The organism is Pseudonocardia spirodelae, assembly GCF_037727765.1.
Lineage (GTDB): Bacteria > Actinomycetota > Actinomycetes > Mycobacteriales > Pseudonocardiaceae > Pseudonocardia > Pseudonocardia spirodelae.
Map to the genome: position 1 here is coordinate 13,953 of NZ_JBBJUP010000018.1, position 12,557 is coordinate 26,509.

Below are 12,557 nucleotides of genomic sequence, written 5' to 3' on the forward strand. Positions count from 1 at the left end.
GGACGTCATCAGTCCCTGATGTCCTCGTCGGCCGCGACGAACAGCATCGAGTGCGGCTTGGCGTTGCCGAAGTCGCCGTGCGGCCAGTGCTGGCGGTTGAAGCTCACGCACGTGTCGCCGGTGTCCTCGTCCTTGAACGACTCGTCCAGGCTCAGCGAGCCGTCCGGGGCGATGTCGGTCATGCACAGGCGGTGGTCGCCGTCGAGCCCGGTGCGGGCCACGAAGTAGTTCGCGGTCGCGAGGCGCTGGGGCTGGTCGGTGTGACGGTAGTAGCCGTCGTCACCGCGCTCCAGGTTGTCCAGCGCACCCCAGTGCGGGCCGGCGCCGGTCTGGTCCGGGTTGATGCCGACCGTGCCCTTGATCGTCGGGCAGTCGCTCTCGGCGCCACCGGCGGTGGTCTCCTCGATCGTGTCGATCGAGCAGCTCGGGGTCTCGCCCGAGGCCAGCAGCTTCTCGATGTCGAGCGCGATGACCCCGCCCGCGGTGCCCTTGTCGTCCGGGCCCAGCGTGCCGGCCTTGCGGCCGATCGTGGCGTGGTATAGCGTCGTGTCGTCGGCGCTGGTCTGGATCCAGCCGCCGTTGGCGCTCGGGCCGCCGTTCTCGCCACCGACGCCCAGCTCCGGCGCGGCGGTCCCCAGGTCGAAGACCTCCTTCCACTCCGGGTTGTCGGCGGTGATGTCCGGCGTGTAGAAGATCGCCCCGCCCTGCATGGTCTGGGCGAACGCGCCCTTGTGCTCCGGCCGGTTGGTGACCGTCGTCTCCATGACGGCGCGGTTCTCGTTGCGCAGCGGGTCGACCCCGCCCGAGCGCGGGCCGGTCGGCAGGTACTGCACCGACTTCACCTTCGGCGTGTTCAGGTCGGAGATGTCCCAGGTGCGCACGGTGGGCCGGCGCAGGTACGGCGACGGGTTCTTCACCGGGTCGAGGATGATCGACCGCGGCTCCGCGTAGTCACTGGTGACCATGGTGTTCAGGTCCTCGCGGACCTGGATGCCGTGCGGGTTCGCGCAGGTGGGGTTGCCCAGGGCCGGCATGTTGAGGCACTGGGTGGGGTCCTCGGGCGTCTCGGTCGCGGCCGGGGCCTCGACGAGGTTCTTCCCCTCCTGGTCGAACCGGATCACCGAGCCGGGAGAGCCCGCGAAGCCGTTGCCGGTGCGGACCTCGCCATGGGTGTAGCGGCACGGGCCCGGGGCGACGGGGCCGCCCATGTAGGTGCCGTAGGCGGTGCCGTCCTTCAGGACCCAGTAGGCGTCGGGCACCGAACCGCACAGCGTCTGCGACGGCAGCGAGATGCCGGACAGCCTGACCTCCGGCAGTGCCGCGACGTCGAAGACGTAGGTCGCCGCGGAGAACAGGCCGCCCGCGTAGATCTTGTCGCCCTTGCGCCACGAGTACTGCATGTGGTGCGGCTCGTTCTCCACCAGCGGGCCGACGGTCGCGGTGTTGACGACCTTGCCGTAGTCCGGGGTGCCCTTGGTGACGTCGACGACGGCCAGGAAGTCCGGGCCCGGCGCGGCGTCGCGGACCTTGTCGACCGGGTCGAGCAGCGACCCGGGCAGGTTGCGCACGTCGGCGACCGCGGTGTCGGCGACGTTCTCGTCACCGGCCCAGACCAGCGCGTACTCCTTCCTGGGCCCGTCGGCGGACTGCCGGCGGGCCTCCGGCGTGAGGTTGTTCTCGACCCAGTAGTCCTTGCCGTCGGCGCCGGTGACCTCGGACCTGACCTTGTCGATCGTTCCCTGGGCCGACGCGGGGATCGCGACGACCCCGGCGACGACGGCGGCGCTCGCGAGGGCGACGAGCCCCCGCCGCGCCCAGCGGGACTGCGGGAGCAGGCTCATTCGCCCGCCCCGCCGGACAGGACGGTCGGGGTGATCTGCTTCGGCGCCTTCGACACGACGTCGACCAGGCCGGCGGCGGGGACGCCCGCGGGGGCGAGGTCGCGCAGCTGCTGGATCGGCTGGTCGGAGTCGAACGCCTCGTAGGACGACTCGACCGGCGGCGCGGTGGGCGCCGGGTCGGGCTGGTCGGGGTCCGGCGCGCTCAGGATCGGGCCGAGGTCCGGGACCAGGTCCGGGGTGGCCGCCTGGGCGGCACCGGCCAGGCCGACCAGCGCGGTGCCGGCGAGTGCGACGCCGGCGGCGACCGACCGGACCCGGGACGCGGGACGTGCGCGGTGCTGGGACACGGGGTGTCTCCTTCTGGTGACGGGGAGCGTGGATGTCCGATGTGGACGCCCGGCGAGCGGCGGGCCGCGGGTGCGGGGCGCGGGCAGGCGCGGACGTGGGACCGCTCCTCGCCCCGGGCCGCCGTACGGGCGGGGCGGGGGTCGGTCGCCGGCGTCGGTGGCCGGGGCGCGTGGCGGTCGTCGGAGAGGGGGAGCCGGGGGCGGTCCCGGGGCCGCACGGCCGCGGCAGCGGGGCTACGGCGGCGGGTGGAGCGGCGGGCGCGCCCCGGTGGCCGGGCGCGTCAGGCGCCGGGACAGAGCGCGCTCGCCTGCAGGCGCAGGTCGACGTGGCGTCGAACCGCGAACCGGGGGGCGAGGTGCATGGGGACAGTGTGCACACCCGTTCGGAGCAATCCCGGGCCGGCCCGGTCCACATCGTGGGATGAAGGCGATCGGGGGCCGCGGCGGGCCGCAACGAGTGACCGGGGTCATCGCGGGAGCCGCCGGACACCCCGGGAGGAACACCCCGACACGGCGTGACACACGCGGACAGCATCACCCGATCGTGTGGACGACGTCGGGAACCGGGCGGGGTGCACCGCCGTGACCTGCGCCGATGTCGCGGCGATGAGCGCGGACGGGAACCGGTCCGGACAACCGGGGCGCGGGGCATCTACCCCAGGCCGAGCATCCGCACGGCGTTGTCCTTCAGGATCAGCGGCCGGACCTCGGGCTTCATGTCCAGCGTGTCGAAGTCGGCGAGCCAGCGGTCCGGGGTGATCACCGGGTAGTCCGACCCGAAGAGCACCTTGCGGCGCAGCATCGAGTTCGCCGCGCGGACCAGCTGCGGCGGGAAGTACTTCGGGGACCAGCCGGACAGGTCGATGTAGACGTTGGACTTGTGGGTGGCGATGGAGATCGCCTCGTCCTGCCACGGGACCGACGGGTGCGCCAGGACCACGGTGAGGGCGGGGAAGTCGGCGGCGACGTCGTCGAGCAGCATCGGGTTCGAGTAGCGCAGCTTGATCCCGCGCCCGCCGGGCAGCCCGGCCCCGATCCCGGTCTGCCCGGTGTGGAACAGCGCGGGCACCCCGAGCTCGGCGATGGCGTCGTAGAGCGGGTAGAAGCGCACGTCGTTCGGCTCGAACGCCTGCAGGCTGGGGTGGAACTTGAACCCGCGCACCCCGTGCTCGGTGACCAGGCGCCGCGCCCGGGCGACGGCGGCCTTGCCGGTGTGCGGGTCGACCGAGCCGAACGGGATCAGCACGTCGGCGTGCGCGGCGGCGGCGTCGGCGATCTCCTCGCTGGACAGCGGCGGGTGCCCGGTGCCCGACGGCGCGTCGACGGTGAACACCACGGCGGCGATCCGCCGGGCCCGGTAGTGCTCGGCGATCGCGTCGATGGTGGGCGTGCGGTCCTGGTCGGCCCGGAAGTACTTCGCCGAGGCGTCGAGCAGCTCCTGGTCCAGGGCGAGACAGCCGTGACCGTCCTGCTCGACGTGGACGTGGACGTCGATCGCGTCGACGGTGCCGGGGTCGAGGGTCATGCGGGTCCTCCGGGACGTCAGGGGAGCTCGGTGCGGGACTTGGCGGCGAGCAGCTCGGCCAGGACGGCGTCGCGGCGCGCGGCCAGCGCGGGGCCGTCGAGGTCGCCGAGCTCGTCGTGCACCCCGTCGACGAGGGTGTCGACGAGCGCGGGCGTCAGCGTGACCTCGCCGAGGTCGCGCCACCAGCGCTCGGTGGGCGGGCCGAGGTGGGCGAGCACGTGGGCCAGCCCGCCGGGCCCGCCGGACAGGTGCTGGTTGGCGAAGGGCCCGAGCACGGCCCAGCGCAGGCCGGGCCCGTGGGAGATGGCCGCGTCGACGTCGGCGACGGTCGCCACGCCGCGCTCCACCAGCGAGTACGCCTCCTGCCACAGCGCGGCCTGCAGGCGGTTCGCCAGGTGCCCCGGGACCTCGGCGCGCAGCCGGACCGGGCGCTTGCCGAGCGCGGTGTAGAAGGCGAGCGCGGCCTCCACCGCCTCCTCCGAGGTCCGCTCCCCCGGCACGACCTCGACCAGCGGGATGACCTGGGGCGGGTGGAAGGGGTGCCCGACGAGCACCCGCTCGGGGTGCCGCGCGGCGCCGCGGGCGACCGTGGTCGGGAGCAGCCCCGACGAGCTCGAGGCCAGCACGACGCCCGGGGCGGCGGCCTCGTCGAGCTCGGCGAACAGGGCGTGCTTGAGGTCCTCGCGCTCGGGACCGTTCTCCTGGACGAACCCGGCGCCCGCCGCGGCGTCGCCGGCGCTCGCGGCCCAGGTCAGGTTCCCGGTGGGCAGCGGCCCGGTGTGCCCGGGGAACGGGCCGAGGGCGGCGAGGTCGGCGTGCAGGCGCTCCTGCGCGCCGGGCGCGGGGTCGTAGGCGCGCACGTGCAGGCCGCGGGACAGGAACAGCGCCGTCCAGCCGACGCCGATCACCCCGGTGCCCACGACGGCGGCCGTCCCCGGCTCCGCGGCCCGCGGCGGCGTCACGACCGGGCCCCGCTCGCGAGCCGGGCGAACGCGTCGAGCGCGGCCGGGTCGGCGAGCACGTCGCGGGAGGCGACGGCGTCGGGCTCCGCGCCGAGCAGGATCCGCTTCACGGGGACCTCCAGCTTCTTGCCGGTCCGGTTGCGCGGCACCACCGGCACGGCCTCGACCCGGTCCGGGACGTGACGCGGGGTGAGCTCGGTGCGCAGGGCCGTCCGGATCCGGGCGGTGAGGGCGTCGTCGAGCGAGGCGCCCGGGGCGGGCTGGACGAACAGGATCAGCTCGCCGTTGCCGCCGTCGGGGTCCTCCAGGTGCACGACGAGGGAGTCGGCCACCTCGGGCAGCTCCTCCACGACGCGGTAGAACTCCGCGGTGCCGAGCCGGACGCCGCCGCGGTTGAGCGTGGCGTCCGACCGCCCGGCGACGACGGCGCTGCCGCGGGCGGAGAAGCGGACCCAGTCGCCGTGGCGCCAGGTCCCGGGCCAGGTGTCGAAGTAGGTGCCGCGGTAGCGGGAGCCGTCGTCGTCGCCCCAGAAGCCGAGCGGCATGGACGGCATCGGCGTCCGGATGACCAGCTCGCCCAGCTCGTCGACGACCGGGCGGCCCGCCTCGTCGTAGGCGGCGGCGTCGACGCCGAGGCAGGGCCCGGAGATCTCCCCGGCCCACACCGGCTGCAGCGGCGAGCCCTGCACGATGCCCGAGCACACGTCGGTGCCGCCGCTGCCCACGTTGAGCAGCACCCGCCCGCCGAACTGCTCGCCGACCCAGCGGTAGCCCTCGGGCGGCAGCGGGGAGCCGGCGGCGCCGATCTGGCGGACCGCGGACAGGTCGTGCTCGGCGGCCGGGCGCAGGCCCGCGGCACGGGAGGCCATGAGGAAGCCGGGGCTCGCGCCCAGCAGCGTCGCCCGGGTCGCGGCGGCCAGGCGCCACTGCCGGCCGAGGTCGGGGTGGGCGGGGTGGCCGTCGACCAGCACGATCGACGCCTGCCGCAGCAGGCCCGAGACCAGCGCGTTCCACATCATCCAGGCGGTCGTGGAGTACCAGAGGATGCGGTCGCCGGGGTTCAGGTCCCAGCTCAGGGCGTGGTTCTTGAGGTGCTCGAGCAGGATCCCGCCGTGGCCGTGCACGATCGCCTTGGGCAGGCCGGTCGTCCCGGAGGAGAACAGCACGCACAGCGGATGGTCGAAGGGCACCGCGTCGAACGCGGGGTCGGGCTCGTGGTCCAGCAGCGCGTCCCAGGCGGTGGCGCCGGGCACGGCGTGCGGGCCGTAGGGGACGGCGACGGTGTGGCGCAGCCCCGGCAGCCCGGCGCGGATCGCGGCGACCTCGTCGCGGCGGTCGACGTCGCGCCCGGCCCAGCCGTAGCCGCCGACGGTGAGCAGCACGACCGGGTCGACCTGGCCGAACCGGTCGAGCACGCTGCGGGCGCCGAACTCGGGTGCGCAGCTGGTCCAGACCGCGCCGAGCGACGCCGTCGCGAGGAACGCGACGACGGCCTCGGGGATGTTCGGCAGGTAGGCCGCGACCCGGTCGCCGCGGCCGACGCCGAGGGCGCGCAGCCCGGCCCGGGCCCGGGCGACCTGCGCGCGCAGCTGCGCCCAGGTCAGCTCGACCGGGTCGCGGGTCTCGGAGTGGGCGAGGACGGCGACCTCGTCGCCGGGACCGCCGACGGCGTGGCCCGCGTAGTTCAGCGTGGCCCCGGGGAACCACTCGGCGCCGGGCATGTCGCGCCGGCCCAGCACCGCCCGCGGCGGGGTGTCGAACCGGACGCCGAGCTGCGTCGCGACCGCGGACCAGAACGCCGCGGGCTCGGTCACCGACCAGCGGTGCAGCGCCGCGTAGTCCGGCAGGTCCACGCCGTGCTCGCGTTCGACGGCGACGACGAACCGGCCGATCGCGGTGCTCTCCCGGACGTCGGCGGCGACGTCGCGCAGCAGCTCGCTCACCGGCGCACCCTCCCGCCGCGTCCGGCCAGGAACTCCCGCATCCGCTCCTGGGCCTCGGGGCTCGACGACGCCACCGCCGCGACCAGGGACTCCATGAGGAAGCCCTGGTCCGGGGACGCCTCGGCGATGCGGGGCAGCGCCTGCAGCACCGCGACGTTGGTGATCGCGGAGTTCCCGGCGACGGTGTGGGCCAGCTCCAGTGCCCGGTCCAGGCCCGCGCCGGGGCCGGTCCGGTAGTGCGACAGGCCCAGCGCGTGGCCCTCGTCGGCGTCGAGGACGCGGCCGGTCAGCATCATGTCGGTCATCCGGTGCGCGCCGATCAGCCGCGGCACCCGCACCGAGCCCCCGCCACCGACGAACAGGCCGTGCTGGCCCTCGGGCAGCGCGTAGAAGGTGGAGTCCTCCGCGACCCGCAGGTGGGTGGCCGAGGCCAGCTCCAGACCGCCGCCGACGACGGCGCCCTTCAGCACCGAGACCACCGGCACCCGCCCCTCGGCGAGCCGGGCGAACGCGCGGTGCCACATCCGGGAGTGCTCCATCGCCGCGACGACATCGCGGTCGCCCAGCTCGGACAGGTCGAGCCCGGCGCAGAAGTGGTCGCCCTCGGCGTCGAGGACGACCGCGCGCACCCCCTCCGGGGGCCGGGCGAAGAAGTCCTCGATGCCGAGCACGGTGGCGTCGTCGAGGGCGTTGCGCTTGCGGGGCCGGGTCAACCGCAGGACCGCGACCTCCTTCTCGTGGAGCTCGACGGTCAGCGACTCCGGCAGCTCGGCGCTCATCGCGCCACCTCCTCGTCGGCGGCGGCGGCCGCACGCAGGTCGACGCGCCGGACCTTGCCGGACGCGTTGCGGGGCAGCTCGTCGACGAACCGCACGAACTTGGGCACCTTGTAGCGGGCGAGCCGCCCGGCGAGCAGCCCGGTCAGCGCCGCCACGTCCGGCTGCGCCCCCTCGCGCAGCTGGACGTAGGCGGCACCGACCTCGCCCCACCGGGCGTCCGGGACACCGACGACGGCGCAGTCGGCGACGTCGGGGTGGGTGACGGCGACGGCCTCGACCTCGGCCGGGTAGACGTTCTCGCCGCCGGAGATGATCAGGTCCTTGACCCGGTCGACGACGTGCGCCCACCCGTCGGGGCCGGTGCGCAGCACGTCACCGGTCCGGTACCACCCCCCGAGGCGCGACGCGGCGGTCTCCTCGGGGCGGTTCCAGTAGCCGGGGCTCACGTGCGGGCCGCGCACGAGCAGCTCGGCCGGCTCGCCGTCGGGGGCGACGAGCGCGCCGTCGCGCTCGACGGCGACGTCGGTGAAGAAGTGCGGCACCCCGACCGAGGTCGGCGGGTGCGCCGCGGTGCCCTCGCGGGTGGCCATGGTGACGCCCGGCGACGCCTCGGTCATGCCGTAGCCCTGCTGCAGCGCGACACCGCGCTCCAGCCAGGCCCGCGCGACACGCTCCTGCACCGGCGAGCCGCCGTAGACCACGGTGCGCAGCGACGACAGGTCGGTGGCGGCCCAGTCCGGGTGCTCGCACAGCATCTGCAGCATCGTCGGGACGGCGGCGAAGCTCGTGATCCGGGCGGCGGCGACGCGCGCGAGGACCGCGCCGGGGTCGAACCGCCCGGCGAGCTCGACGCTGCCGCCCTTGAACAGCGTGGGCAGCGTGACCTGCGACAGCCCGACGCAGTGGAACAGCGGAGAGATGCACAGGGTGCGCTCGTCGGAGGTGACGTCGACGTGCGCCAGCTGGTTGACGGTGTTCCAGGTGAGGTTGCCGTGGGTCAGCACCGCCGCCTTCGGGCGCCCGGTGGTGCCCGAGGTGTAGAGCAGCACGGCCGGGTCGTCGAGTCCGGCACCGGCGTCGTCTGCGCCCGGGCCCGCCGCGAGGTCCTCGACGCCGCGGACCGTCCGGACCGGGTGCGCGGTGGCCGCGACCAGCGCGTCGGCGTCGGCGCCGTGCACCAGCACGGCGGCGCCGCAGTCGTCGAGCATGTAGCCGACCTCGGCCGGGGCGAGGCGGTGGTTGAGCGGCACGGCGAGGGCCCCGAGCCGCCAGGCGGCGAAGCAGGTCTCCAGCGTCGCGACGGCGTTCACCCCCAGCCAGGCGACCCGGTCGCCGGGCCCGACGCCCAGGCGGGCCAGGCCCCCGGCGATCCGCGCGGTCCGCTCGGCGAGGCCGGCGTGGTCGAGCGCGCGCTCGGCGTCCGACAGCGCCGGGGCGTGCGGGCTGATCCGCGCCCGGCGGGCGGGCCAGGTCCCCAGGCCGAGGCCGGGACCGGTGATCGGGCTCATGGGGCTCCCTCGCTCCTCGCCGATATCAAGAGAGTTGATAGCAAGGGAGTTGATATCAGGTCAAGCGTCCTCGTCGGGATCGCCGGAGGCGTCACCACGGCCGCCGAGCGCGGCCAGGCAGCGCTCCAGTGCGTCGGCGAAGACCTCGGCCTGCTCGGGCTCCAGCGCGTCGAGCATCCGGCGCTCGACGACTCCGGCCGCCCCGTGGCAGTCGGCCAGGACGTCGTCGCCGTGGGCGGTCAGCCACACCCGCAGGATGCGGCGGTTGTCGGCGTCCGGACGCCGCTCGACCAGGCCCTCGCGCTCCATGGCCGCGACGAGCTGCTGCATCGCCTGCGGCGTGACGAAGTGCCGGCGGGCGAGCTGCGCGGAGGACAGTCCGCCGCTGCGCTCCAGCACGCTCAGGGCCGTGTACTGCGACAACGTGACCCCGAGCGGACGCAGCGCCTCCTCCATCCGGGCGCGCTCGGCCATCTGCAGGCGCTTGACCAGGTAGGTCAGCCGCTGCCCGCGCGTCCCCGTCGGTACCGACGCCGCATCCGTCACGCCCCGGAGCGTAGCGACCCTGGCGTGAATGACAAGGTTCTTGCTATAAAGCGCCTTTCCATTCCCACCGAAGGGCACGGAGCTGCGATGACGCACCCCCGGTTCTCCCCCACCCAGCGACGGCGCGCGGTGCTGTCGAGCTACCTGGGCAGCCTGATCGAGTACTACGACTTCCTGCTCTACGCGACGGCGTCGGCCGTGGTGTTCAACCGGGTCTTCTTCTCCGACCTGGATCCGCTGGTCGGCACCGTCGCCGCGTTCGGCACGCTCGCCACCGGCTACCTCGCCCGCCCGCTCGGCGGGATCGTGTTCGGCCACTTCGGCGACCGGGTCGGCCGCAAGAAGATGCTGGTCATCAGCATGGTGCTGATGGGGGTCGCGAGCACCCTGATCGGCGTGCTGCCCACCTACGCCCAGGTCGGGGCGCTGGCCCCGGTGCTGCTGATCGTCCTGCGGGTCGTGCAGGGCGTCGCGGTCGGCGGCGAGTGGGGCGGCGCGGTGCTGATGTCGGCCGAGCACGCGTCGTCGCGGCGCGGGCTGTGGGCGAGCTTCACCAACGCGGGTGCCCCGAGCGGCATGGTGCTCTCGACGCTGGTCCTGGCCCTGTCGGCCGGGCTGACCGGCGACGCGTTCCTCACCTGGGGCTGGCGGATCCCGTTCCTGCTCAGCGTGGTGCTGCTCGGGATCGGGCTGTTCGTGCGCCTGTCGGTGACCGAGACGCCGGTGTTCGCGGCCGCGGCCGCGTCCTCGGCGACGCCGGCCCGCGCGCCGCTGTTCGAGGTCCTGTCCCGGCCGCGCAACCTGCTGCTCGCCGTCGGCGTCGGGTTCGGCGCGTTCGTCGCGCAGGGCACGCTGACCACGTTCCTGATCTCCTACGCCGTCGGCGCCGGGTTCGAGCGGCAGACGGTGCTGAACGCGCTGACCGCGTCCTCGGTCGTCGCGATCCTCGGCATCATCGGCTTCTCCGCCCTCTCGGACCGGGTGGGACGACGGCCGGTCGTCCTGGGCGGGGCGGTCGCGACCGGGCTGTGGTGCATCGCGATCTTCCCGATGATCGACACGGGCTCGGCGGTGCTGCTCACGCTGGCCGTCGTGGTCGGGCAGGGCGTGACCCACGCCGCCTGGTTCGGGCCGTCCGCGGCCCTGTACTCGGAGATGTTCTCCACCGGGTCGCGCTACACGGGGGCCTCGCTGGGCTACCAGATCTCCGGGATGGGCGCGGGCCTGTCGCCGGTGCTGTTCGCGTCGCTGCAGGCGGCCGGGTTCGGCACCGGGGTGCTGTCGGCGGTGATCGTGGTGCTCGCGCTGGTGTCGGTCGCGTCGGTGCTCGCGCTGCGCGAGACCGCCCGCGACGGGCTGACCGGCGACCCCGCCACGGCTCCCGCGCCCGGGGCGCCGGCCTCCGCGCCGCGTCCCTGACCGGGCGGCCGTCGCGGCGTCCCCGACGGCCCGGCCCCACCGGCAGCGGCCGGGCCGTGTCGGCGGCCGGGTCGGCGGCCGGGTCGGCGGCCGGGTCGGCGGCCGGGCCGTGTCGGCGGGCCGGGTCGGCGGGCCGCGCCCGGTCAGGCGCCCGGCTCGCCCGCCCCGGCCGTCGTCGCGGCGGCACCGTCGCGCGGCGCCGCGGGGCCGGAGTCCCGCGCGGCGACGAACGCGACGACCACGACGGCCAGCGACACGCAGGCCGCGACCAGGAACGCCGCGTGCACCCCGTCCGCGTCCACCCCGGCACCCGCCGAGGCCAGCGTCATCACGGTGATGAACAGGGCCGTCCCGGCGGCGCCCGCGACCTGCTGCAGGGTGGTGAGGATGGCGCTGCCGTGCGAGTACAGCTCGCCGGTCAGCGAGCCCAGCGCGTCGGTCATCAGCGGCGTGAACATCAGCGCCAGCGCCGCGGACAGCCCCATGTGCAGCACCACGACCAGCCAGATCGGGCTCGCCGCCCCGAGCGTGGTGAAGCCCCACATCACGACCGCGAGCAGCACCGAGCCCGGCAGCACCAGCGGACGGGCACCGAGCCGGTCGTAGGCGCGCCCGACGAACGGCCCGAGCAGACCCATCGTCAGCCCGCCGGGCAGCACGACCAGCCCCGCCACGAACGCGCTGTCGCCGAGCACCTCCTGGATGTAGAGCGGCAGCAGGATGATCGCGCCGAACAGCGACATGAACCCGGTCGCGACCAGCACCAGCGACAGCGTGTACCGGCGCACCGCGAAGGGCCGCAGGTCCAGCAGCGGGGCCGTGCCGTCGCCGCGCTGGAGCCGGATCTGGCGGTGCACGAACACCGCGAGCGCGAGCGCACCGACCGCGAGCGGGACCCAGGGCGGCACGCCGCCGTGCGGGCCGGCGGCCGCGGACTCCCCGATCGCGGAGAGCCCGTAGACGATGCCGGAGAACGCGACGGCCGAGATCAGGACCGACGTGACGTCCAGCGGCGCCCGGGAGGTCTCGGCGGTGACCCGCAGCCAGGTCGCACCCGCGGCCAGGGCCACCAGCGCGATCGGCAGCACGATCCAGAACATCCACCGCCAGCCCAGCGCCGAGAGGATCACCCCGGACAGCGTCGGCCCGACCGCGGGCGCCACCGCGATGACGATCGAGATCGTGCCCATCGTCTGGCCGCGGCGCGACGCCGGGACCAGGCGCAGGATCGTCGTCATGAGCAGGGGCACCATCACCGCGGTGCCGGTGGCCTGCACGACCCGCCCCGCCAGCAGGAACCCGAAGGCCGGCGCGATCGCGCACAGCACGGTGCCGGTGCTGAACAGGCTCATCGAGGCCAGGTACACCGAGCGCGGCGGGAATCGCGCCAGCAGGTAGCCGGTGACCGGGATGACCACGGCCATCGTCAGCAGGAAGCCGCTGGTCAGCCACTGCGCGGTGGCCGGGGTGACCTGCAGGTCGGCGATCAGGGCCGGCAGCGCGACGCTCATGATCGTCTCGTTGAGGATCATGACGAACGCGGAGCCGACCAGCAGCGAGATGATCAGCGGGGCGCCGGCGGGCAGCCGTTCGGCGGCGGGGCCGGCGGTCGGCTCGGTACTCACGACAGGCTCCTGGACGGGACGGCCCGCGACGGCGACGGGCCCGGGTCGGGGCACGCGGAGCC

General features: G+C 74.9%; 10 protein-coding genes. 1 reads left to right on the forward strand and 9 read right to left on the reverse strand.

Annotated features, from left to right (window positions below; genetic code table 11):
- Positions 1-8 precede the first annotated feature (8 nt).
- From WJX68_RS19995 to WJX68_RS20030, 8 genes are all read right to left on the reverse strand, one after another.
- The gene (locus WJX68_RS19995; protein ID WP_340293258.1) at positions 9-1,841 is read right to left on the reverse strand and encodes a hypothetical protein; all 1,833 of its coding nucleotides are present in this window, start codon (positions 1,839-1,841) and stop codon (positions 9-11) included.
- Positions 1,838-2,188, reverse strand: coding sequence for a hypothetical protein (locus tag WJX68_RS20000; RefSeq protein ID WP_340293260.1), 351 nt, complete (start codon positions 2,186-2,188; stop codon positions 1,838-1,840). The genes WJX68_RS19995 and WJX68_RS20000 overlap by 4 nt, the downstream gene beginning before the upstream one ends.
- Before the next feature lie 652 nt (positions 2,189-2,840).
- The gene (couO, locus tag WJX68_RS20005; RefSeq protein ID WP_340293262.1) at positions 2,841-3,713 is read right to left on the reverse strand and encodes a 4-hydroxyphenyl-beta-ketoacyl-CoA hydrolase; all 873 of its coding nucleotides are present in this window, start codon (positions 3,711-3,713) and stop codon (positions 2,841-2,843) included.
- Positions 3,714-3,730: 17 nt separating this feature from the next.
- Positions 3,731-4,675, reverse strand: coding sequence for a 3-hydroxyacyl-CoA dehydrogenase NAD-binding domain-containing protein (locus WJX68_RS20010; RefSeq protein ID WP_340293264.1), 945 nt, complete (start codon positions 4,673-4,675; stop codon positions 3,731-3,733).
- Entirely contained in the window at positions 4,672-6,618 is a 1,947-nt protein-coding gene (locus WJX68_RS20015) for an acetoacetate--CoA ligase (RefSeq protein ID WP_340293266.1), read from the reverse strand. The genes WJX68_RS20010 and WJX68_RS20015 overlap by 4 nt, the downstream gene beginning before the upstream one ends.
- The gene (locus tag WJX68_RS20020) at positions 6,615-7,397 is read right to left on the reverse strand and encodes a crotonase/enoyl-CoA hydratase family protein (RefSeq protein WP_340293268.1); all 783 of its coding nucleotides are present in this window, start codon (positions 7,395-7,397) and stop codon (positions 6,615-6,617) included. The genes WJX68_RS20015 and WJX68_RS20020 overlap by 4 nt, the downstream gene beginning before the upstream one ends.
- Complete coding sequence (locus WJX68_RS20025; RefSeq protein ID WP_340293270.1) at positions 7,394-8,905, reverse strand: acyl-CoA synthetase; 1,512 nt, start codon at positions 8,903-8,905, stop codon at positions 7,394-7,396. The genes WJX68_RS20020 and WJX68_RS20025 overlap by 4 nt, the downstream gene beginning before the upstream one ends.
- A gap of 60 nt (positions 8,906-8,965) precedes the next feature.
- Positions 8,966-9,451, reverse strand: coding sequence for a MarR family winged helix-turn-helix transcriptional regulator (locus tag WJX68_RS20030; protein ID WP_340293272.1), 486 nt, complete (start codon positions 9,449-9,451; stop codon positions 8,966-8,968).
- A gap of 87 nt (positions 9,452-9,538) precedes the next feature.
- On the opposite strand from WJX68_RS20030, the gene WJX68_RS20035 reads away from it, so the two are divergent.
- Positions 9,539-10,870 carry an MFS transporter gene (locus WJX68_RS20035; RefSeq protein ID WP_340293274.1) on the forward strand — a complete coding sequence of 444 codons (1,332 nt, stop codon included), beginning with the start codon at positions 9,539-9,541 and terminating at the stop codon, positions 10,868-10,870.
- 143 nt (positions 10,871-11,013) lie between these two features.
- Here the strand turns inward: WJX68_RS20035 and WJX68_RS20040 are convergent, their stop codons facing one another.
- Positions 11,014-12,495: a DHA2 family efflux MFS transporter permease subunit gene (locus WJX68_RS20040; RefSeq protein ID WP_340293276.1), complete on the reverse strand. Its 1,482-nt coding sequence runs from the start codon at positions 12,493-12,495 to the stop codon at positions 11,014-11,016.
- Positions 12,496-12,557: the final 62 nt, after the last annotated feature.

Coding starts and splice junctions, on each gene's coding strand:
- WJX68_RS20020 (WP_340293268.1), bottom strand. CDS start 7,397: ATGAGCGCCGAGCTGCCGGAGTCGCTGACCGTCGAGCTCCACGAGAAG.
- WJX68_RS20025 (WP_340293270.1), bottom strand. CDS start 8,905: ATGAGCCCGATCACCGGTCCCGGCCTCGGCCTGGGGACCTGGCCCGCC.
- WJX68_RS19995 (WP_340293258.1), bottom strand. CDS start 1,841: ATGAGCCTGCTCCCGCAGTCCCGCTGGGCGCGGCGGGGGCTCGTCGCC.
- WJX68_RS20035 (WP_340293274.1), top strand. CDS start 9,539: ATGACGCACCCCCGGTTCTCCCCCACCCAGCGACGGCGCGCGGTGCTG.
- couO (WP_340293262.1), bottom strand. CDS start 3,713: ATGACCCTCGACCCCGGCACCGTCGACGCGATCGACGTCCACGTCCAC.